At 71.0% G+C, this 20,725-nt stretch carries 18 protein-coding genes and 1 pseudogene; 15 read left to right on the forward strand and 4 right to left on the reverse strand.

From position 1 onward, the window contains the following. Positions 1 to 67 precede the first annotated feature (67 nt). The 7 genes from PZB75_RS26790 (at position 68) to PZB75_RS26820 (ending at position 6,889) form a co-directional block, all read left to right on the forward strand. Positions 68 to 508: a DUF6278 family protein gene (locus PZB75_RS26790; RefSeq protein WP_275537855.1), complete on the forward strand. Its 441-nt coding sequence runs from the start codon at positions 68 to 70 to the stop codon at positions 506 to 508. A gap of 123 nt (positions 509 to 631) precedes the next feature. Next, positions 632 to 1,375, forward strand: coding sequence for an amino acid ABC transporter ATP-binding protein (locus tag PZB75_RS26795; protein WP_275537856.1), 744 nt, complete (start codon positions 632 to 634; stop codon positions 1,373 to 1,375). Positions 1,376 to 1,386: 11 nt separating this feature from the next. Further along, positions 1,387 to 2,301, forward strand: coding sequence for a glutamate ABC transporter substrate-binding protein (locus PZB75_RS26800; protein WP_275537857.1), 915 nt, complete (start codon positions 1,387 to 1,389; stop codon positions 2,299 to 2,301). Between the two features lie 16 nt (positions 2,302 to 2,317). Beyond that, entirely contained in the window at positions 2,318 to 2,962 is a 645-nt protein-coding gene (locus tag PZB75_RS26805; protein ID WP_275537858.1) for an amino acid ABC transporter permease, read from the forward strand. Beyond that, positions 2,959 to 3,837, forward strand: a complete 879-nt coding sequence (locus PZB75_RS26810) for an amino acid ABC transporter permease (RefSeq protein ID WP_275537859.1) — start codon at positions 2,959 to 2,961, stop codon at positions 3,835 to 3,837. The genes PZB75_RS26805 and PZB75_RS26810 overlap by 4 nt, the downstream gene beginning before the upstream one ends. Positions 3,838 to 4,235: 398 nt before the next feature. Beyond that, positions 4,236 to 6,044 (forward strand): gamma-glutamyltransferase, encoded by a 1,809-nt coding sequence (gene ggt / locus PZB75_RS26815; protein ID WP_275537860.1) that lies wholly within the window; start codon positions 4,236 to 4,238, stop codon positions 6,042 to 6,044. Positions 6,045 to 6,190: 146 nt separating this feature from the next. Continuing rightward, positions 6,191 to 6,889, forward strand: coding sequence for a glycoside hydrolase family 75 protein (locus PZB75_RS26820; RefSeq protein ID WP_275537861.1), 699 nt, complete (start codon positions 6,191 to 6,193; stop codon positions 6,887 to 6,889). A gap of 18 nt (positions 6,890 to 6,907) precedes the next feature. On the opposite strand, the gene map is transcribed toward PZB75_RS26820, so the two are convergent. Beyond that, positions 6,908 to 7,675, reverse strand: coding sequence for a type I methionyl aminopeptidase (map, locus tag PZB75_RS26825; protein ID WP_275537862.1), 768 nt, complete (start codon positions 7,673 to 7,675; stop codon positions 6,908 to 6,910). Between the two features lie 41 nt (positions 7,676 to 7,716). Here map and PZB75_RS26830 point away from each other — a divergent pair, with 41 nt between their 5' ends. The 3 genes from PZB75_RS26830 (at position 7,717) to PZB75_RS26840 (ending at position 10,317) form a co-directional block, all read left to right on the forward strand. Continuing rightward, complete coding sequence (locus PZB75_RS26830; protein WP_275537863.1) at positions 7,717 to 7,986, forward strand: helix-turn-helix transcriptional regulator; 270 nt, start codon at positions 7,717 to 7,719, stop codon at positions 7,984 to 7,986. A 208-nt stretch (positions 7,987 to 8,194) separates the two neighbouring features. Next, complete coding sequence (locus PZB75_RS26835; RefSeq protein ID WP_275537864.1) at positions 8,195 to 9,037, forward strand: nitrilase-related carbon-nitrogen hydrolase; 843 nt, start codon at positions 8,195 to 8,197, stop codon at positions 9,035 to 9,037. Next, on the forward strand, positions 9,034 to 10,317 hold the full coding sequence (locus PZB75_RS26840) for an aspartate aminotransferase family protein (protein WP_275537865.1): 1,284 nt from the start codon (positions 9,034 to 9,036) through the stop codon (positions 10,315 to 10,317). Before PZB75_RS26835 ends, PZB75_RS26840 begins: the two co-directional genes overlap by 4 nt. A gap of 192 nt (positions 10,318 to 10,509) precedes the next feature. On the opposite strand, the gene PZB75_RS26845 is transcribed toward PZB75_RS26840, so the two are convergent. Beyond that, positions 10,510 to 12,402, reverse strand: coding sequence for an alkaline phosphatase family protein (locus PZB75_RS26845; RefSeq protein WP_275537866.1), 1,893 nt, complete (start codon positions 12,400 to 12,402; stop codon positions 10,510 to 10,512). A gap of 381 nt (positions 12,403 to 12,783) precedes the next feature. Here PZB75_RS26845 and hydA point away from each other — a divergent pair, with 381 nt between their 5' ends. Beyond that, complete coding sequence (hydA, locus tag PZB75_RS26850) at positions 12,784 to 14,175, forward strand: dihydropyrimidinase (RefSeq protein ID WP_275537867.1); 1,392 nt, start codon at positions 12,784 to 12,786, stop codon at positions 14,173 to 14,175. Positions 14,176 to 14,311: 136 nt separating this feature from the next. Here the strand turns inward: hydA and PZB75_RS26855 are convergent, their stop codons facing one another. Beyond that, complete coding sequence (locus PZB75_RS26855) at positions 14,312 to 14,842, reverse strand: DUF4232 domain-containing protein (protein ID WP_275537868.1); 531 nt, start codon at positions 14,840 to 14,842, stop codon at positions 14,312 to 14,314. Positions 14,843 to 15,180: 338 nt separating this feature from the next. Between PZB75_RS26855 and PZB75_RS26860 the strand changes: the two genes are divergently transcribed. The 4 genes and pseudogenes from PZB75_RS26860 to PZB75_RS26875 form a co-directional block, all read left to right on the forward strand. Then, positions 15,181 to 15,840, forward strand: a complete 660-nt coding sequence (locus tag PZB75_RS26860) for a hypothetical protein (protein WP_275537869.1) — start codon at positions 15,181 to 15,183, stop codon at positions 15,838 to 15,840. A gap of 211 nt (positions 15,841 to 16,051) precedes the next feature. After that, positions 16,052 to 17,053 carry a TIGR03842 family LLM class F420-dependent oxidoreductase gene (locus PZB75_RS26865; protein ID WP_275537870.1) on the forward strand — a complete coding sequence of 334 codons (1,002 nt, stop codon included), beginning with the start codon at positions 16,052 to 16,054 and terminating at the stop codon, positions 17,051 to 17,053. Between the two features lie 170 nt (positions 17,054 to 17,223). Further along, a complete protein-coding gene (locus PZB75_RS26870; protein WP_275537871.1) occupies positions 17,224 to 18,408 on the forward strand; it encodes an alcohol dehydrogenase catalytic domain-containing protein in 1,185 nt (394 codons plus the stop codon). A gap of 116 nt (positions 18,409 to 18,524) precedes the next feature. After that, positions 18,525 to 19,634, forward strand: a pseudogene (locus PZB75_RS26875) (PAS domain-containing protein); the annotation flags it as partial. Here the strand turns inward: PZB75_RS26875 and PZB75_RS26880 are convergent. Further along, on the reverse strand, positions 19,612 to 20,490 hold the full coding sequence (locus PZB75_RS26880) for a SigB/SigF/SigG family RNA polymerase sigma factor (protein ID WP_275537872.1): 879 nt from the start codon (positions 20,488 to 20,490) through the stop codon (positions 19,612 to 19,614). The pseudogene PZB75_RS26875 and the gene PZB75_RS26880 overlap by 23 nt on opposite strands. Positions 20,491 to 20,725: the final 235 nt, after the last annotated feature.

Genomic DNA, 20,725 nt, shown 5'->3' on the forward strand with positions numbered 1-20,725 from the left:
GCGACACGGGGGTTCGCGACGGGTGCCCTGTGGTGTGCGCACCGGAGAGGATGCGACCCTGAGTGGCATGCACATCCCTTTCCTGGACAACTGGCGTAAGCGGCACGACGGTACGCGTGGCGCGGCGCTCGCCGCCGCCGTCGAAGCGGACCCCGAGGGCGTCGTCGAACTGCTCTCCGAATGTGAACTGCTCCGGGTGCGGGCGGCGCAGCGCGGACTCGAACTCGACGACACACCGGCCTCGTTGACGGCGTTGGACCAGCTGCCGCCGAGCTGGCGCGAGGACCCCGAGGAACTGCCGTGGCTCGGCAACGACGCGGGCCTCTATCTCGGCACGATTCTGGTCCGTACGGTCCCGGGCGCTGTCTGGCACATCTGGCCGAGCGGTCAGCCCGTGGTGCGGCTCGTCTCCGGCCGGGAGATCGACGTCGTCGAGGCCGGTCTCGACTGGGCGATGTCGGGCAGCCCCGAGCTGTCCCAGGTCTACGCGGAGTCGGCCGAAGGATGACCCAGGTGCCTCGCCCAGATTAAATGCCTTATGCCCCATTTGTGCGTGTCGAGCGTGAAGTCCCTTTCCCGGCTGGATAGTTTGCGCTGACCTCGACACAGCTGAGAGTGGGTAGGGCAGCGTATGGCCGTCGATCCGTTGATCGAGCTGCGGGACGTCAACAAGTTCTACGGCGAGTTGCACGTACTGCGGGACATCGATCTCACCGTCGGGCGCGGGGAGGTGGTGGTCGTCATCGGCCCGTCGGGCTCGGGCAAGTCGACGCTCTGCCGCACGGTCAACAGACTTGAGACGATCGAGTCCGGCCGCATCACCATCGACGGAAGACCACTCCCCGAGGAGGGCAAGGGGCTCGCCCGGCTCAGGGCCGAAGTGGGCATGGTCTTCCAGTCGTTCAACCTGTTCGCGCACAAGACGGTGCTGGCCAACGTCTCGCTCGCCCAGCTCAAGGTCCGCAAACGGAAGAAGGACGCGGCGGACCGGCGCTCCCGGGAACTCCTGGAGCGGGTCGGGCTGGCCCAGCACGCGGACAAGTTCCCCGCCCAGCTCTCCGGCGGCCAGCAGCAGCGGGTGGCCATCGCCCGCGCCCTCGCCATGGACCCGAAGGCCCTCCTCTTCGACGAGCCCACGTCGGCGCTCGACCCCGAGATGATCAACGAGGTGCTGGAGGTGATGCGGCAGCTCGCCCGGGACGGCATGACGATGGTCGTCGTCACCCACGAGATGGGCTTCGCCCGGTCCGCCGCCAACCGGGTCGTCTTCATGTCCGACGGCCGGATCGTCGAGGACCGCACCCCGGAGGAGTTCTTCACCGCCCCGGAGAGCGACCGGGCCAAGGACTTCCTGTCCAAGATCCTCAAGCACTGACGGGAGGTCCCGTGTCACGTACGAGAAGAGTCCTGGGCGCGCTCCTGTGCCTGCTGACGACCGCGCTCGCGGCGGGCTGCGGCAAGGACGGCAGCCCGCCCGTGAAGGGCCCGAAGACCGACCAACTGCCGCGCTACCGGGTCGACACCGGATTCCGGCTTCCGGACTCGCCGACCTGGCGCACGGCGCGCGGCCGTGGTCACCTGGTCGTCGGCGCCAAGGAGGACCAGCCCTACCTCGGCGAGAAGGACCCGGCCGGTGGCGGCTACTCCGGATTCGACATCGAGATCGCCAGGATGATGGCGGCCTCGCTCGGCTTCGGGCCGGGGAGCGTACGGTTCAGGACCATCGCGTCGGCCAACCGCGAGACCGCGCTCCAGAACGGCCAGATCGACTACTACGTCGGCACCTACACCGTCAACGCCCTGCGCAAGAAGCTCGTCGGTTTCGCCGGACCCTACTACCTCGCGGGCCAGGGGCTGTTGGTACGCACGGACGAGAACGACATCAAGGGCCCGCAGGACCTGGCGGGCAGGACGGTCTGCTCGGCCGCCGGATCGACCCCGTACCAGCGCATCGCGGCCGACTACCCCAAGGCCCGCCTCGTCTCCTACGACACGTACTCGATCTGCGTGGACAACCTGCTCACCTACCAGGTCGACGCCGTCACCACCGACGACGCCATCCTGCTCGGCTTCGCCGCCAAGGCGCCCGACGAGATGAAGGTGGTCGGCAAACCGTTCTCCCAGGAGCCGTACGGCATCGGCGTCCCACGCGGTGACGACGCACTGCGGTTCGCCCTCGACGACGCACTCGCCGCCCATGAGAGGAACGGCGACTGGCGGCGGGCCTTCAAGGCCACCCTGGGGCTCTCCGGAGCGCCCGTCCCCAGGCCGCCGCACATCGACCGCTACCCGGCGAACTGAGGAGGCCGGCCACACCATGGACGTACTCACCGACAACTTCTCGCTCTACGGCAAGGGCTTCCTCGGCACCCTCGAACTCACCGTCTACGCCTCGGCCCTGGCGATGGTCCTCGGCTTCCTGATGGCCGCCTTCCGGGTCGCCCCCGTCAGGGCGCTCCGGGCACTCGGCACGGCCTGGGTGACGGTGCTGCGCAACACCCCCCTGACGCTGCTGTTCTTCGCCGTGCTCCTCGGGCTGCCGCGCTTCGGACTGGTCCTGCCGTTCCAGCTCTTCGCGGTCCTCGCACTCGGCTGCTACACCTCGGCGTTCATCTGCGAGGTGGTCCGCTCCGGCATCAACACCGTGCCCACCGGACAGGGAGAAGCCGCCCGCAGCCTGGGTATGACCTTCGGACAGACCCTCAGCGCCGTGGTGCTGCCACAGGCGTTCCGCTCGGTCGTCCCGCCGATCGGCTCGACACTCATCGCCCTCGCCAAGAACTCGGCCATCGCCGGGGCGTTCAGCGTGACCGAACTGCTCGGCACCTACAAGACCCTCAACGAACTCGGCTACAGCATCATCTGGGCCTTCGTCTGGATCGCCCTCGGCTACCTGATCATCACCCTCACCATCAGCGGGCTGTTCGCCGTGCTGGAGCGCCGCTGGGGGACGGCCCGGTGACCCGCTCCGCACCCTCGGCGCCCGCCGCGACCGCGCTGTACGACATCCCGGGCCCGCTCACCCGCAGACGCCACTTCCTGTACGGGATCGCCGCGTCGGTCGTGATCCTCGGCCTGATCGGCTGGGCCGTCCAGCTACTCGTCGACACCGGCCAGTTCGAGGGCCGGAAGTGGGCACCGTTCGAGTACAAGGGCATCCAGGAACTCCTGCTGCGCGGACTCGGCAACACCCTCAAGGCATTCGCGTACGCCGCCGTGCTCTCCCTGGCCCTCGGCGCGCTGCTTGCCGTCGGACGGCTCTCCGCGCACCGCCCGCTGCGCCTGGTCTCGACGGTTCTCGTGGAGTTCTTCCGCGCCATGCCCGTACTGGTGATGATCTTCTTCGTGTTCGTCGCCCTGAAGGTCCAGCCGCTGCCCGCGCTGGTCACCGGACTGACGCTCTACAACGGCTCGGTGCTCGCCGAGGTGTTCCGTACCGGCATCAACTCCGTGGACCGCGGCCAGCGCGAGGCCGCCTACGCCCTGGGCCTGCGCAAGACCCAGGTCACCGCGCACGTACTGGCCCCTCAGGCGGTACGGGCCATGATGCCCACCATCATCAGCCAGTTGGTGGTCGCGCTGAAGGACACCTCGCTCGGCTACCTGATCACCTACGAGGAATTCCTCCACGCGGGCAAACTCATCGCGTCGAATCTCGACTACGATCTTCCCTTCATCCCCGTGGTGATGGTGATCTCGCCGATCTACATCGGGATGTGCATGCTGCTCTCCTGGTTCGCCACCTGGGTGGCCAAGCGGCAGCGGCGCAGTCCGAGGACGGAGGCCGTGGGTGTCGCACCGGCCGACCCAGGAACGCTGCTGCCGGGAGCGCAGTAGCTGAAGGAGCAGTGCCCGCCCGGCGGCAGCCGGAGATCACCTCCCGCCAGCGGGGACCGGACAGCACGTCAGGTTCCCGAAGGCCGGGGGAAGGTCAGCTGCACGCCGGTCGGGTCGTGCTCGGCGCACAGCGGATCGACGGTGTCGATCACTCGTGCCGTGACCGGCAGAGCCTGCCGGGAGCCGCACCCGGGGTGGGCCGGCCGGCTCACCGGCCGGAGCGGCCCCACGCCGTGAAACCACACGACGGGGCGCCGCTCCGGCCGGGCACCCTGCCGCGGGCGCGGCCGGTCCGGACGGGTACGGCGAAAAGCGCACGGATTCTCGTCCGAGGCGGTCCTGACGCACCGCGCGCGGCGGCGTTACCCTGCGCGGACGATCCTGCACTGGAGGTGCGCATGCGACGTCCCGTCGCGCGGAATGTGTCGTTCTTAGGCGTTCTCGCCGTCCTGGCCTCGCTCGGGGCCGCCGCCCCGGCGGCCTCCGCCGCTCCACCGGCCGCCCCACCCGCCAAGCGCCCCGTCGCGGTGGGGTACGGGGGAGCGGTCTCCAGCGTGGACGCGGACGCGTCGGCGGCCGGTGTCGAAGTGCTGCGCAACGGCGGCAACGCCGTCGACGCCGCCGTGGCGACCGCCGCGGCCCTCGGCGTGACCGAGCCGTACTCGGCGGGTCTCGGCGGCGGCGGGTACTTCGTCTACTACGACGCCCGCACGGGCACCGTGCGGACGATCGACGGCCGTGAGACCGCGCCGCGCGGCGCGGACCCGTCGCTCTTCCTGGAGAACGGCAAGCCGATCCCCTTCGACGACGCCGTCACCAGCGGGCTGGGCGTCGGCACCCCCGGCACCCCCGCCACCTGGCAGACCGCGCTCGACGCCTGGGGCAGCAGCTCGCTGCGGCAGGTGCTGAAACCGGCCGAGCGGATCGCCCGCGAGGGATTCGTCGTCGACAGCACGTTCCGCTCGCAGACCGCGGACAACCAGGCACGGTTCGCCGACTTCCCGGCCACCGCCGAGCTGTTCCTGCCGGGCGGCGCGCCGCCCGCGGTCGGCTCCGTCCTGAAGAACCCGGACCTGGCCCGGACGTACGAGACGCTGGGGCGTGAGGGGATGGGTGCGCTCTACCGGGGAGAGCTGGCCGACGACATCGTGCGGACCGTGCGCAAACCCCCGGTCGCCCCCGGCTCGGCGCGCGTGGTGCGGCCCGGCAAGCTGACCGCCGCCGACCTGCGGTCCTACCGGGCGCTGCGGCGGACACCCACGAAGGTCGGCTACCGGGGCCTGGACGTGTACGGCATGGCCCCCTCGTCGTCCGGCGGTACGAGCGTCGGTGAAGCCCTCAACATCCTGGGGTCCACGGACCTCTCCAGGGCGAGCGAGACCCAGTACCTGCACCGCTACATCGAGGCGAGCAGGATCGCGTTCGCCGACCGGGGCCGGTGGGTCGGCGACCCGGCGTTCGAGGACGTACCGACCCAGGGGCTGCTCAGCAGGCGGTTCGCCGCCTCGCGGGCCTGCCTGATCAGGGACGACGCGGTGCTGACCAGTCCGCTGGCACCCGGCGACCCGCGTCGGCCCGGGACGTGCGCACGGGGCACGACGGCCACCCCGACGACGTACGAGGGGGAGAACACCACGCATCTGACGGTGGCCGACAGGTGGGGCAACGTCGTCGCGTACACGCTGACCATCGAGCAGACCGGAGGCAGCGGCATCACCGTGCCGGGGCGCGGCTTCCTGCTCAACAACGAGCTGACCGACTTCTCGTTCGCCCCCGCGAATCCGGCGGTGCACGACCCGAATCTGCCGGGTCCGGGGAAGCGGCCGAGGTCGTCGATCTCGCCGACCATCGTGCTGAGGCACGGCAAGCCGGTGCTGGCCCTGGGGTCACCGGGCGGCGCGACCATCATCACGACCGTGCTCCAGTCGCTGACCGGCCGGATCGACCGGGGGCTGCCGCTGGTCGACGCCATCGCGGCGCCGCGCGCCAGCCAGCGCAACTCGCCCACGACGGAGATCGAGCCGGCGCTGTGGAACAGCCCGTCGCGCGGCCGGCTGGAGGCGCTGGGGCATGTCTTCAGGCTGAACCCGGAGATCGGGGCGGCGACAGGCGTGGAGCGGCTGCCGGACGGCCGGTGGCTGGCGGCGGCGGAGACCGTCCGCCGCGGCGGCGGTTCGGCCATGGTCGTACATCCGAGCGAGAAGTAACGACGGATCGTCAACAAGCGTACGTCCGGGGCCCGTTCATCGCGGTGAATTCGCGGTGCGCGAGCCCCGGAGCCTTGACGGGGGCCGGTCCGGAGCGGGATCTTGACCATTCGACAGGAAGGTTTCCTGATGGAAGGGCAACCCCCGTGCGTACTCGAACGCTCGCCCTCACCGCCGCCTTCGGAGCGGCCCTGCTCGCCACCGCCGCCCTCCCCGCCGACGCGGAGACCGCCGCTCGGACCGCCGCCGGAGTCCAGGAGGGATCGGTCGGCGCGGCCGCCCTGCTCGCCAGGGTGTCGTCCTGTTCGCAGATCTCCGACGGCAAGTACCGCACGGACCGGGAGGCCCCGGCGACCGTGCCGGTGTGCGGCAAGAACGGCGCGGTGTTCTGGAAGGCCGACCTGGACGTCGACTGCGACGGCCAGGTCACCGCGGCCTGCAACAAGGACACCGACCCGTGGTTCCAGGACGACACCGCGTTCCACACCTCGGGCGGCAAACCGCTGAACGCCGAGAAACTGCCGTACGTCGTCGTGCCGAGCGCCAGCGGCATCTGGGACTACGCGAGCGCCGGCATCAAGGGCGGCGGCGTCGTCGCCGTCATCCACAAGAACAAGGTCGTGTACGCCGTCGTCGGCGACACCGGCCCCGACAAGATCATCGGCGAGGCGTCGTACGCCACCGCCAAGGCACTCGGCATCGACCCCGACCCGAGGACCGGGGGCACCGACTCCGACGTCACCTACATCCTGTTCAAGGACTCGAAGGCGTCACCGATCGAGGACCACGCCGCCGCCGTCACCGCCGGGGAAGACCTCGCCGGGAAGTTCCTCCGGAACAACTGAGCGCTCGCGGCGCCCGGGTCAGAGCGCCGTGAGGACGCGTGGTCCGTCGGCGGTGACCGCCACCGTGTGCTCGGCGTGCGCGGCGCGGCTTCCGTCCGACGCGCGCAGTGTCCAGCCGTCCCGGTCCGGGTGGAACGCGTCCCGGCCGCCGGCGATCAGCATCGGCTCGATCGCCAGCACCATTCCGTGCCGGAGCGGCATGCCGCGTCCCGGTCGTCCCTCGTTGGGGACGGCCGGGTCCTCGTGCATCGACCGGCCCACGCCGTGGCCGCCGAAACCCTCCGGGATTCCGTAACCCGCGCCCCGGCAGACCGTGCCGACCGCGTGGGAGATGTCGCCGATCCGGTTGCCGACCACCGCCGCCGCGATGCCCGCCTCCAGCGCCGCGTACGCCGTGTCGATCAGCCGGGTGTCGTCCGGGCGGGCCCGCCCCACGGTGAAGCTGATCGCGGAGTCGCCGACCCAGCCGTCCAGGGTCGCCCCGGCGTCGACGCTCACCAGATCGCCGTCGCTCAGCCGCCGGTCGCCCGGGACGCCGTGCACGATCGCGTCGTTGACCGACACGCAGATCACCGCAGGGAAGGGGGTGGGGGCGAACCCCGGGTGGTAGTCGAGGAAGGGTGAACCCGCGCCCGCCTCGCGCAGGACGCCTCGCGCGACCTCGTCGAGATCGCGGGGTGTGACGCCGGTCCTCGCCTCTTTTCGTACTGCGGCGAGCAGTCGGGCCACGACCCGGCCGGCCTCGCGCATCGCTTCGATGGATGTGTCCGTCTTGAGTTGCACCATGCCAATTACTATACCGGTCGAGGTGGTATTAGAATGACGGCATGGTTCGCACCCCACTGACCCCGGAAGAGCACCGTCGCGGCGAGCGGCTCGGACGGCTGCTGCGTGAGGCGCGCGCCGGGCGCAGCATGGTCGAGATCGCGGCGCGCGCCGGGATCTCCGCCGAGACGCTGCGCAAGATCGAGACGGGCCGGGCCCCGACCCCGGCCTTCTTCACCGTCGCCGCGCTGGCGGGAGCGCTCGGCCTCTCGATGGACGAACTGCTGGCCCGCTGCGCGCCCGAGCCGGACACCGTGGCGCTGGCCGGATGACCGGCGCAGGCCCCGGGCGAACCACGCGCCCGCCCGGGTGGCGGCGGCCGTGTCGACCGCTCGGGTAGGAATCGTGAGCACCGCGCCGGTTCGACGGCGATGGTCTTGCCCCGGTCTGTGGCGGGGCTTACGTTCTCCTCCTACGCACCCCGTCCAGGTGCGTGGAACCGCGTAGAGGCTCTCTGACGCCGCGTCGAAGGAGCAGCTCATGTCTCATGTCGTACGCGCCGCACTCGTCCAGGCGACCTGGACCGGCGACACGGAATCCATGATCGCCAAACACGAGGAACACGCCCGTGAGGCCGCTCGCCGGGGTGCGCGGGTCATCGGCTTCCAGGAGGTGTTCAACGCCCCCTACTTCTGCCAGGTGCAGGAGCCCGAGCACTACCGCTGGGCCGAGGCGGTGCCCGACGGGCCGACCGTCCGGCGGATGCGGGACCTGGCCCGGGAGACCGGCATGGTGGTGGTCGTACCGGTCTTCGAGATCGAGCGGCCCGGCCTCCACTACAACACCGCCGCCGTGATCGACGCCGACGGCACGTACCTCGGGAAGTACCGCAAGCACCACATCCCGCAGCTCAAGGGGTTCTGGGAGAAGTACTACTTCAGGCCGGGCAACGTGGGATGGCCGGTGTTCGACACCGCCGTCGGCGCGGTCGGCGTCTACATCTGCTATGACCGGCACTTCCCCGAGGGTTGGCGCCAACTCGGGCTCAACGGTGCTCAGTTGGTGTACAACCCGTCCGCCACCTCGCGCGGTCTCTCCGGCCATCTCTGGCAGCTCGAACAGCCCGCGTCGGCCGTCGCCAACGCGTACTTCGTCGCCGCCATCAACCGGGTCGGCCAGGAGGAGTACGGCGACAACGACTTCTACGGCAGCAGCTACTTCGTCGACCCGCGCGGGCAGTTCGTCGGCGAGGTGGCCTCCGACACGGAGGAGGAACTGGTGGTCAGGGACCTGGACTTCGGCCTCATCGACGAGGTGCGGCGGCAATGGGCGTTCTACCGGGACCGACGCCCCGACGCGTACGAGGGGCTGATCGAGCCATGAGCGGTCTGCACCAGCGCCATCTGGCCGTCAGCCCTGACTGGCTCGCCCTCTACTACCGGCAGCCCCTGGAGCTCACCCATGGCGAGGGGCGGCACGTCTGGGACGCGGAAGGCCGCCGCTACCTCGACTTCTTCGGCGGCATCCTCACCACGATGACCGCCCACGCCCTGCCCGAGGTGACCGAAGCGGTCGCCGAACAGGCCGGGCGGATCATCCACACCTCGACGCTCTACCTCAACCGGACGGCGGTCGAACTCGCCGAACGGATCGCCGCGCTCTCCGGCATCCCCGACGCCCGGGTCTTCTTCACCACCTCGGGCACCGAGGCCAACGACACGGCGCTCCTCCTCGCCACCGCGTACCGAAGGTCCAACCAGGTCCTCGCCATGCGCAACAGCTACCACGGCAGATCGTTCTCCGCCGTCTCCATCACCGGCAACGCCGCCTGGTCGCCGACGAGTCTGTCGCCGCTCCAGACGCTGTACGTGCACGGCGGCGTCCGCACCCGGGGCCCGTACGCACACCTCACCGACGCGGAGTTCATCGCGGCGTGCGTCGCCGACCTGGAGGACCTGCTCGGTCACAGCCGCGCGCCGGCCGCGCTGATCGCCGAACCCGTCCAAGGAGTGGGCGGGTTCACCTCACCGCCCGACGGGCTGTACGCGGCGTTCCGTGAAGTGCTGTCCCGGCACGGGGTGTTGTGGATCTCCGACGAGGTGCAGACCGGTTGGGGCCGCACCGGGGACCACTTCTGGGGCTGGCAGGCGCACGCGGAGAACGGCCCGCCGGATCTGCTCACCTTCGCCAAGGGCATCGGCAACGGGATGTCGATCGGCGGGGTCGTGGCCCGCGCCGAGGTCATGAACTGCCTCGACGCCAACTCCATCTCGACGTTCGGCGGTTCCCCGGTCACCATGGCGGCCGGGGCCGCCAACCTCTCGTACCTGCTGGAGCACGACCTCCAGGGCAACGCCCGGCGGGTCGGCGGGCTGCTCATCGAGCGGCTGCGGGCCGTCGGCGCGAGCGCGTCCGGTGTACGTGAGGTACGCGGCCGGGGACTGATGATCGGCGTCGAGCTGGTCAGACCCGGCACGGAGGAGGCCGATCCGGCGGCGGCCACCGCCGTACTGGAAGCGGCCAGGGAGGGCGGGCTGCTCATCGGCAAGGGCGGCGGGCACGACACCAGCGTGCTGCGGATCGCCCCACCGCTGTCGCTCACGGTCGCCGAGGCCGAGGAGGGTGCGGAGATCCTGGCCGAGGCGCTGCGCGCGGCCGGGTGAGCGGCGCACGTGGTGAGTGACGCACCGGGTGAGGGGCGCCCGTGGTGAGTGACGCACCGGGTGAGGGGCGAGCGGGTGAGCGGGGGAGAGGGCGCGGTATGGGTCTGTACCCCGTCCCGGTCTTTACCCCCGCCCCGGTCCGTACGGCCGATGAGCCGGGCCCGCTTCCGCGCGGGCCCGGCTCCGTTCCGGTCAGCCCCGGTGGCCGGTGGGGCGGGTGAGGGTGAGGGCGCGGACCGGGTCCAGCTCGCCGTAGTACGCGAGCTGCCGGTACCGCACGTCGGTGAGGGTCAGTGTCGCGCTGCCGACACCCTTGCGGACGGTGGCCCTGAAGCGGACCGAGCCGTCCTTCTTCGTGATGCCGGTCAGCTTCTGGACCTTGTCGCCCGAGACCAGCCGGGCCGTCACCTCGGCGCCGCGCACCGGCTTGCCCTGCGCGGTCTTCACGACACCCCGGGCGTCGACCTTCCAGGCCGCGGTGGAACCGGGTCTGCCGAGCAACTTGGTGTCGGCCTTCAGGGACGCCACGGCGAGCTGTGACGGCGGGTTGGGCTGACCGAAGGCGACCTGGTCGACGGTCCAGAAGGCGCTGTTGGTGCCGGTGTAGCGGAAGCTCAGCCGCGCCGACCTGGCGCCCGCCGGGACGTCGAGCCGCAGGTGCTCGACGGTGTTGACGTTCGTCCGGTAGGACTTCACGAGCTTTGGCGCGCCGCCGTCGTACGCGACGTACACGTCCCCGGTCTGCGGGCCGTCGACCCGGTAGTTCGTGGCGTACGAGACGGTGGCCTGCGCGGCGCCGTTCAGCGGGTGGGCCGGGCCGACCAGGGTCGAGTCGAACTGCCCGGCGCCGTGCGCCTTGTCGTCCCACTCGTCGGAGTCGGCGACCGCGAAGACGTCGCGGGCGCGGACGTTGGTCTCACGGCCCTGGCCCAGCTCCGCGTTGGTCCAGAACTCGTCGGTGGCGAAGGACCAGCCACGCCATTCGGTGACCCCGCCGGACGGCATCTTCGAGTTGTCGATGGACCAGCCCTTCGGGGCGGTGTTCGTCCAGCCCCTGGTGGTGGCGGGGAGCTTCGTCTCGTCGACCGGGCCGCGCAGTGAACCGCGCAGCGTGTCGAAGTCGTCGCCCTTGAGGTCGGCGAGCGCCGTGCCGTCGAGGTTCCACGCGGGGTCGGTGGCGACGCCCTCGTGACGCAGGACGGTCGGCGCGATGTCGGTGATCTTGACGTCGTCGCGTACCGACCCCGCCGGGATTCCCTTGCCCCGGGCGATCACGAAGGTGCCCCGCTCGCCGGGAGTGTTGCCGCCGTGGCCGCCGGTCGGGGTGTGGCCGTGGTCGGCGCTGACGACGACGAGCCAGTTCTCCCCGGCGTACGCCGGCCGGGACGCGACGGCGTCGAGCAGCTGCCCGATCTGCCCGTCGGCGACCTTCAGGGCCTTGAGGTAGGCGGCACTGGCCGTGCCGGAGCTGTGACCCGCGCCGTCCACGTCGTCGAGGTGGACGAAGGTGGAGTCCGGATTGCCGTGGGCGAGGTAGTCCATGGCCTTGGCGGTGGTGCCCGCGTCACTGCCGCCCGCGACGCGCAGATCGGTCTTCGCGCCGAACACGGTCTGCGGGATCGGGCTCCAGGTGCCGACGACCAGCGTGGAGGTCGCCGGGTCGGCGGTTTCCAGACGGGTGGCGTAGTCGGGGTACTGCGCGTAGTTGGGCGCGGTGAAGTCGTTGTCCTTCACGTTGTGCTTGTCCGGCCAGACACCGGTCGCGATGGACGACCAGCCGGCGCCCGAGACGGTCGGGGCCATGGGGTTGGCGAAGAGATTGCTGCGGGCCGTCATGCCCTGGGCCATCAGCTGCTTGATACGCGGCACGTCGGCGCGGGCGAAGGTGTCGAACGAGGCGCCGTCGACGCCGATGACCAGGGTCTTCGCCTGCTTGGTGCCGGACGGCAGCCCGGCGTACGAGGACGCGGTGACCGTCGTGCGCGAGGTGTCGGCGTGGGCGGTGGTGGTGACGGCGAGCGGCAGGGCGACAGCGGCGACCGTGGTGGCGGCCAGCGCGGTGCGCGCGGAGCGCGAAAGGGACACGGGGTCCTCCGGGACCGAAGCGGTTCGATACGGATCGTTGGAGCCACCGGAGACCGGGGAGGCTCCGGTGACGTGCCAAAGACTCGCCTTCCGTGGTGAGCGCCCCACGCCCCGTACGGGACGGGCTCATGAACCGTGAACGACATTTGGACCAGACCCGTGACCTTTCCGTGATCATTCGGGGTCAGTGATCATTCGGCGGCGCCGCCCGCGCGGTCCGTTGTGGGCCGGTGGGGTGCGCCGGTCCGGAAACGCCAGTGGCCTTGTCGCCCGGCGGCGACGGTATTGCCACAGTGGGCATCCCGCTTCTACGTTCGTCACCACGCCCCCGGCACGGGTCCTGGGCGCGTGGACCCGTTCCGCCATCGCGAGGAGGGGTACATGAACCGCACTCTCATCCAGGGCGGCCTCGTCATCACCGCAGCCGACGAGATCCACGCCGACGTACTCGTCGAAGGAGGCCGTGTCGTGGCCCTCGCCACCCATGACAGTCATGGGTGGACCGCCGACCGCGTCATCGACGCCACGCGGAAGTACGTGATCCCGGGCGGGGTCGACGCCCATACGCACATGGAGATGCCGTTCGGCGGCACCTTCGCCTCCGACACCTTCGAAACGGGGACCCGGGCCGCGGCCTGGGGCGGCACGACGACCGTCATCGACTTCGCCATCCAGCCCAAGGGCGGTTCGCTCCGCGCGGGGCTCGACGCCTGGCACGAGAAGGCGGAGGGCAGATGCGCGATCGACTACGGCTTCCACATGATCATGTCCGACGTGAACGAGTCCTCGCTCAGGGAGATGGACGAGCTGGTCTCGCTCGGCGTCAGTTCGTTCAAGCTCTTCACCGCCTACCCGGGGGTCTTCCTCTCCGACGACGGCCAGATCCTCCGGGCCATGCAGCGCGCCGGCTCGAACGGCGGGCTGGTGATGACGCACGCGGAGAACGGTCTCGCCATCGACGTGCTGGCGGAGCAGGCACTGGCGCGCGGTGAGCGGGACCCGCGCCATCACGGGGAGGTCCGGAAGGCGCTCCTGGAAGCGGAGGCGACACACCGCGTGATCCGGCTGAGCCAGGTGGCGGGGGCTCCTCTCTACGTGGTGCACGTGTCGGCGCGGGAGGCCGTCGCCGAATTGGCGCGGGCCCGCGACGAGGGACTTCCGGTGTTCGGCGAGACGTGCCCGCAGTACCTCTTCCTGTCGGCGGACAACTTGGCTGAGCCGGACTTCGAGGGCGCCAAGTACGTCTGCTCCACACCGCTGAGGCCGGCGGAGCATCAGGCGGCACTCTGGCGCGGGCTGCGGACGAACGACCTTCAGGTGGTCTCCACGGATCACTGCCCGTTCTGCTTCAAGGGCCAGAAGGAGCTGGGCCGGGGCGACTTCTCGAAGATCCCGAACGGCCTGCCCGGTGTCGAGAACCGCATGGACCTGCTTCACCAAGCGGTCGTCGACGGTCACATCAGCCGCCGCCGGTGGATCGAGACCGCGTGCGCGGCGCCGGCCCGGATGTTCGGTCTGTACCCGAGGAAGGGCACGATCGCGCCGGGGGCCGACGCCGACATCGTCGTCTACGACCCGCACGCCGAGCAGACCATGTCCGCCGGGACGCACCACATGAACGTCGACTACTCGGCGTACGAGGGCAGACGGGTGACGGGACGGGTGGAGACGGTGCTCTCGCGTGGTGTTCCGGTGATCGACAACCGGGCCTACGCGGGTCACGCGGGGCACGGCACCTATCTGCCACGGGGGATCTGCCAGTACGCCGGGTGAGGGGGCGGGTCCGCCCCGGTTGTCGGTGGTTCCGCCGGGCCGGCCCGTTCCGGACGGAGGCCGTGGCCGGTTCCGCCGGCCGTTCGGGCCGCGGGTCCGCGCCCTGTTCGGGCCGCGGGCCCGCGTGGTCGCCGGATCAGCCGTTGACCGGCACGTCGTGGGCGAGCGCGGTCACGTCCAGCCGGCCGTTGTCGACGTAGTCGCTGAAGGCGATGGTGCGGTGCGTGGTGGCCCCGGGCGGAGTGACCTGGAGGAAGGCCGCGTGCCGGGCGTTGCTCCTGGTGTGCGTCCAGGCGAGGTTGGCCTCCGCGGTCCGACCCGGCTCAAGGTAAATGGTCTTCTTCCCCGGGTCCTTGGCGTACCAGGTGCTGCCCCAGTTGGTATCGGTCGACAGCACCTCGTGCCGCGCGTTCTCCAGCGCCAGACCCGGGTAGCCGCGCAGCGCGCAGGTGTGGGAAGAGGTGTTCTTCAGCTGGAGCGTGTAGCCCGCGTGGTTCATGCCTCCGGCCAGAGGCTCCTGGAGCGATGCCTGGAGGTCCGCGGTCCGGCAGGTCGCCACCGAGGACGCGGGAGTGGCCGCCGAGGCCGGAACGGCTCCGAGTCCGCCCGCGGTGAGCAGGACGGCTCCGGTGGCTGCGGCGGCGATCTTCCTGTTGGTGCGAAGCATGGAGCACTCCTTCTGACGAGGTCCGATCCGGCCGGTCGTTCCCGTGGTGTTTCGGAGCCGGATCACGTTCATTCGTGCGCCTTCCCGTCATCCAACGGGTGAATGCGGCCACATGACGACGAAGTATGAACCGAGGTCTGATATACGCCACCGACCCCGGTGAACAGGCCACTGCCTTCCGGTCGGCGGGTGCTGCCGGGCGCAGGGGGTGTGTCAGGAGGCCGCCGGAGCGGAGAATACGGCTCGCAGGAGCGAAGGTCCGGGCCGCTTCGGATCGGGCCCGGACCCGCCCGGCGCGGCGCGGGCCTCTCGCGTCGCCGGACCCCGCAGGAGACTCCATGGCTCACTCGCACAGACCGGCCGGTGCGCGACGGTGGCCGCCGAATCCGCTGACCACGCGCTGGCTCTGGTCGGGGACGGCGGTCTCCGTACCGTTCCTGGCCCTGGGTGGCGGTGTCACGACGGTGGTCACGCTGTGGTGGGGCGGTGCGAGATGGCCGGTGGCAGTGACCGTGCTGGGCACGACCGCCTTGCTCGCCGTGGCGGCCGGACTGACGTGCGGCAGCAGGATCGTCATGGTGGTCGTGGCGTCGCTCTGCCTGATCACCATGACCCTCGGCGCCGTGTCGCTGAGCGCGGAGGCCCTGGCCCGGAACGCGGAGCGGGTCGAGTCCGTCGTTTCCGAGGCGCATCCGACGAGGGGCAGGGCCCCGAGCAGTTGCGTGCTGCGGCGGCCCGGGGGGAACCGGATGATCCCGCACCGGCTGAGTCCGTGCGACGGACACCGGCCGGGGGACCGGATATGGGTGATCGTCGATCGACAGGGGCGGCAGGCACCCCGGGAGGGGTCTCTCCGGGACGTCGACGGAGCTGTGACCGGCCGGTGGGCCGTGGGAGGGGTCGCCGCACTGCTCGCGGTACTGCTCTCGGTGCCACCGATCTTCGCCCGTGCGACCCGCCGGAGCCCTGGAGCGCCTCGGAGGACGGAGACGAACTGATGCCCACGGAGGTCGGAGGCGACCTCGTATCACGGCGGGAGCAAGCTGACGCCACAGAGGGTGACCGATGGTGAGCCTTACGTCATATCCTGGCGTCGGTGCGGCCGGGAGCGCCGGTGGTCACCGCCGGGAACGAGCGGAACGCGAGGTGACCGGAACACCCCCACGGACTCAACCCGGCGATCTGTCAGCACGTGGACCAGGAGAAACCATGGACTTCGGACTCGTCCTCCAGACCGACCCGCCCGCGTCCGCCGTCGTCGGGCTGATGCGCCGCGCCGAGCGCAACGGCTTCCGTTACGGATGGACCTTCGACTCGGCGGTGCTCTGGCAGGAGCCGTTCGTGATCCACAGCCGAATCCTGGACCACACCGAGCGTCTGATCGTCGGCCCCATGGTGACCAACCCGGGGACCCGCGCCTGGGAGGTCACCGCCTCCACCTTCGCCACCCTCAACGAGATGTACGGGAACCGCACGGTGTGCGGGATCGGGCGCGGCGACTCCGCGATGCGGGTCGCCGGGCGCGGCCCGAACACGCTGGCCGCGCTCGGCGAGGCCATCGACGTCATCCGCGACCTCGCCGAGGGACGGCAGGCGACGGTGGAGGGCCGGCCGCTGCGCCTGCCCTGGGTGAAGGACGGCAGACTGCCCGTCTGGATGGGGGCCTACGGGCCCCGGGCGCTCGCCCTCGCCGGACGCAAGGCCGACGGGGTCATCCTCCAGCTCGCCGACCCGTATCTCACCGGATGGATGATCAGAGCGGTACGCGAGGCGGCGGCCGAGGCGGGCCGCGACCCCGGTTCGGTGACCGTCTGTGTCGCCGCCCCCGGCTATGTGGGCGACGATCTCGACCACGCCCGCGAGCAGTGCCGCTGGTTCGGCGGCATGGTCGGCAACCACGTCGCCGACCTGGTGGCGCGGTACGGGGAGCACTCCGGGGCGGTGCCCGAGGCGCTGACCTCGTACATCGCGCGACGCACCGGCTACGACTACAGCCACCACGGCCGCGTGGGGAACCCGGACACGGGCTTCGTCACCGACGAGATCGTCGACCGGTTCTGTCTGCTGGGTCCGGCCGCCGCCCACATCGAGAAGCTGCGGACGCTGCGTGACCTCGGCGTCGACCAGTTCGCGCTGTACGACATGCACGACGCCCGCGAGGCCACGATCGACGCCTACGGCTCCGAGATCATCCCGGCGCTGACCCGCTGACCCGCTGACCCGCTGACCCGCTGACCCGCTGACCCGCTGACCCGCTGACCTGCCGGTAGGGGTGCTCCGTCGGTCCCCGCTCGGAGAGCCGTGGCGTCCGGGCCGTTTGCATCGGCCCGGACGGGAAACCCGCCGCCGTGCAGCACCACACCACAGCGAGGAGCGAAACGATGCGCGCACTGACCTGGCAGGGCAAACGCGACGTGCGGGTGGAGACCGTGCCCGACCCGCGGATCGAGGACCCCACCGACATCATCGTGCGGATCACCTCGACCGGGATCTGCGGTTCCGATCTGCATCTGTACGAAGTGCTCGGCGCCTACCTCGACCCCGGCGACATCCTCGGCCACGAGCCGATGGGCATCGTGGAGGAGGTGGGGCGGGAGGTCACCGCCGTGGCGAAGGGGGACCGCGTGGTGATCCCGTTCAACGTCTCCTGCGGCCACTGCTTCATGTGCGACCAGGGCCTGCACTCCCAGTGCGAGACCACACAGGTGCGTGAACGGGGCACCGGGGCGTCGCTCTTCGGCTACACCAAGCTGTACGGGCAGGTGCCCGGCGGTCAGGCGGAGTTCCTCAGGGTGCCGTTCGGCAACACCCTGCCGATCAAGGTGCCAGACGGCCCGGCCGACGACCGTTTCGTCTATCTGTCGGACGTGCTCCCGACCGCCTGGCAGGCCGTCGACTACGCCGCGATCCCGGAGGGCGGCAGCGTCACGGTCCTCGGCCTCGGCCCCATCGGCGACATGGCGACCCGGATCGCCCAGCACCGCGGAGCCGGACTGGTGATCGGTGTCGACCTGGTGCCGGAGCGGCTGGCGAGGACGGCCGCACACGGTGTGCAGGTGTTCGACCTGCGGCAGTACGGGAAGCATCTGCCGGCCGCGGTCCGCGACCTCACCGACGGCCGGGGCACCGACGCCGTCATCGACGCCGTCGGCATGGAGGCGCACGGAGCGCCGTTCGGCAAGGCCGCCCAGTGGGCGGCGGGTCTGCTGCCCGACGGGCTCGCTCAGACGCTGACCGAGCATGCCGGGGTCGACCGGCTCACCGCCCTGCACACCGCGCTGGACCTGGTCCGCCGGGGCGGCACCGTCTCCCTGTCCGGGGTGTACGGAGGAGCGGTCGACCCGATGCCGCTGCTCATGATGTTCGACAAGCAGATCCAGCTGCGGATGGGACAGGCCAACGTCCACCGGTGGGTCGGCGACATCCTTCCGCTCCTCGTCGACGACGATCCGCTTGGCGTCGACGGCTTCGCCACCCACACCATGCGGCTGGAGGAGGGGCCGAAGGCGTACGCGATGTTCCAGGCCAAGGAGGACGGCATGATCAAGACCCTCCTCAATCCCTGACCACGGCCGACGGGCGTACCGGTGGACCGGTCGAGCAAGCCCGACCACGGCCGACAGGCGTACCCGTGGACCGGTCAAGCACGGGGCGGTGGCGATTTGTCCGTTAGCTTTCCCCCATGGCGAGGGCGGATGAGTTCGTGGACGGGGCGACGGCTTTCGCCGAGCGCGTCGAGGAGCTTCGGATCGCCCGAGCGCGGTCCGCGTCGGACACGCACCTCCTGCTGGACGCGGCGCTCTTCGAACTGGAGCATGTGGCCGAGAGACTGTGGCCCGCGTTCGAGCGGCTGCGCGACCGGGAGAGCGGGGCGTGCCCGGCCGACGGGGCCGAGCAGCGGCTCCTGAGAGCCTTCTTCGAGCGCCTGCCGCTGCCGGTGGCGGTGACCGACCGTGACACGGTCGTACGACGGGTCAACAGGGCCACGGCGCGACTCACCGGCGTCCGGGCCGCCGCGATGACCGGCCGGGAGTTCACGTCCCTCCTGCGGCCGGGCGACCGAGCGGCGCTGCGCACCCGGACCGCCGCCGTGGCCCGCGGCGAGGGGCCACGCGCGCTGCGGGTGCGGCTGGGACACGGACCGCACCCGGCGTTCCGGGCGACGCTCACCGCGCTGCGTCTGCCGGACGAGCCCTACCCGGCGGTGCTGCTGCTCCTCCAGGCCGACCCTCAGGTCCCGGGAAGCACGGTCACGGTGTCCGGGACGCTCGTCGGCGACGACCGGTCGGCCTGCGCGATGCCGGGTCCCGCCACCCCGCTCCCGCACCCGGCGGCTGATCTGCTCGACGCGACCACCACCGCGCTGCTGCGGAGCCCGTCCAGAGGCACGACGGGGGCGCTGGCCGGGGCCGCGGGTGTGCTGCGTGACCGGTTCGCGGACTGGGTGTGCGCCGATCTGACGGTCGGCGGCGCCCTGCGCAGGACGACCGTCCTGGGCCCTCCGGGTGGCCGGGCCGCCGTCCTGTCGAAGACCCTCATGGATCAGGACCCCCGGCACTGCCCGGTCGTACGCGACACGGCGGGAGGTGGAGCGACGACGTTGCTGGTGCGGTCCGGCGAGGACCCCGACCGCTTCGACCCCGACTGCTTCGGCAGGGCCGCCGACGGTGTCTCCGTCCTCCTCAGGGCACGGGCGTCGTCACTGCTCTGCGTACCGCTGGCGGTCCCACCGGACGCCGGAGGGCGGCCGCTGGGGGCGCTCACGTTGATCAGGACCGGTGACCGGCCGCCGTTCTCACCGTCCGAGGCGCGCACCGCCGAGCTGGTCGCCCGCCATATGGCACTGGCTGTTCTGCGCCCCGGAGTGCCTGCTCCCGCAATTGCTCGCAGCAGCGGCTGATCAGTCGCGACACGTGCATCTGGGATATGCCCAGCGCCTCGGCGATGCTGGTCTGCGTCATGTCCCGGAAGAACCGCATGTACAGGATGCGCCGCTCGCGTTCCGACAGACCGCGCAGGCCCGGTTTGACCGCCTCGCGGTTGACCACGGCGTCGAGGGCCGGATCGGGTCCGCCGAGGGCGTCCCCCAGCGTGTACCCGTCCTCCGTGCCCGACAGCTCCGCGTCCAGCGACAGGGCGCTGTAACTGTTCAGGGCCTCCAGGCCGAGCAGCGCGTCCGCCACGGTCATCCCGGCCCGGTCGGCGATCTCGGCGGTGGTGGGGGAGTGGCCCTGGTGGACCTGCCCCAGCTCGTGGAGAGCGGCCCGGACGCCGGTGCGCAGCTCCTGGACCCTGCGCGGCACGTGCAAGTCCCACATGTGGTCCCGGAAGTGCCGCTTGACCTCACCGACCACGGTGGGGACGGCGTAGCTCGCGAAGGCGGTCCCCCGGCAGGGTTCGTAACGGTCGACGGCCTTGACCAGACCGACGGCCGCGACCTGGCGCAGATCCTCCAGCGACTCGCCGCGGTCGCGGAACCGCCCGGCCAGCCGTTGCGCCATCGGCAGCCAGGCGCAGACGAGATCCTGTCGCAGCCGTTCGCGCTCGGGGCCTTCCGGCAGCGCGGCCAGTCTGCGGAAGGCCGCCTCGGTGTCGGGGGCGTCGGTGTGCGGATGCCGGTGTCTGCTGTGTGCGGGGGCAGTGCGCATGGTGCTGTCAGCTCCCTGACGGGGGTGTCCCGTACCGGTACATCGGTCGCCGTGGGAACCCGGCCCGGGCGCCGCGCGCCCGGAGCGGTCCAGCTCCCACGGGCGTGCCTGCTGTCCGAAGCACACCGAGGAATTGCCCCGTATGGCCCGTTTCCAAACAATTTTTCTGATAAGCGTCCCGGGGGCGGTGTGGCGCACGGGGTGTGCCGGGGGGAGCGCCGGGGGGAGCGCCGGG

Source organism: Streptomyces sp. AM 4-1-1, from assembly GCF_029167625.1.
In the GTDB taxonomy this organism is placed as follows: Bacteria; Actinomycetota; Actinomycetes; order Streptomycetales; family Streptomycetaceae; genus Streptomyces.

What these genes read in the sequence shown, in the direction of transcription:
- PZB75_RS26790 (WP_275537855.1), top strand. Translation starts at nt 68, where the DNA reads ATGCACATCCCTTTCCTGGACAACTGGCGTAAGCGGCACGACGGTACG.
- PZB75_RS26795 (WP_275537856.1), top strand. Translation starts at nt 632, where the DNA reads ATGGCCGTCGATCCGTTGATCGAGCTGCGGGACGTCAACAAGTTCTAC.
- PZB75_RS26805 (WP_275537858.1), top strand. Translation starts at nt 2,318, where the DNA reads ATGGACGTACTCACCGACAACTTCTCGCTCTACGGCAAGGGCTTCCTC.
- ggt (WP_275537860.1), top strand. Translation starts at nt 4,236, where the DNA reads ATGCGACGTCCCGTCGCGCGGAATGTGTCGTTCTTAGGCGTTCTCGCC.
- map (WP_275537862.1), bottom strand. Translation starts at nt 7,675, where the DNA reads ATGGTGCAACTCAAGACGGACACATCCATCGAAGCGATGCGCGAGGCC.
- PZB75_RS26830 (WP_275537863.1), top strand. Translation starts at nt 7,717, where the DNA reads ATGGTTCGCACCCCACTGACCCCGGAAGAGCACCGTCGCGGCGAGCGG.
- PZB75_RS26835 (WP_275537864.1), top strand. Translation starts at nt 8,195, where the DNA reads ATGTCTCATGTCGTACGCGCCGCACTCGTCCAGGCGACCTGGACCGGC.
- PZB75_RS26840 (WP_275537865.1), top strand. Translation starts at nt 9,034, where the DNA reads ATGAGCGGTCTGCACCAGCGCCATCTGGCCGTCAGCCCTGACTGGCTC.
- hydA (WP_275537867.1), top strand. Translation starts at nt 12,784, where the DNA reads ATGAACCGCACTCTCATCCAGGGCGGCCTCGTCATCACCGCAGCCGAC.
- PZB75_RS26855 (WP_275537868.1), bottom strand. Translation starts at nt 14,842, where the DNA reads ATGCTTCGCACCAACAGGAAGATCGCCGCCGCAGCCACCGGAGCCGTC.
- PZB75_RS26860 (WP_275537869.1), top strand. Translation starts at nt 15,181, where the DNA reads ATGGCTCACTCGCACAGACCGGCCGGTGCGCGACGGTGGCCGCCGAAT.
- PZB75_RS26865 (WP_275537870.1), top strand. Translation starts at nt 16,052, where the DNA reads ATGGACTTCGGACTCGTCCTCCAGACCGACCCGCCCGCGTCCGCCGTC.
- PZB75_RS26870 (WP_275537871.1), top strand. Translation starts at nt 17,224, where the DNA reads ATGCGCGCACTGACCTGGCAGGGCAAACGCGACGTGCGGGTGGAGACC.
- PZB75_RS26880 (WP_275537872.1), bottom strand. Translation starts at nt 20,490, where the DNA reads ATGCGCACTGCCCCCGCACACAGCAGACACCGGCATCCGCACACCGAC.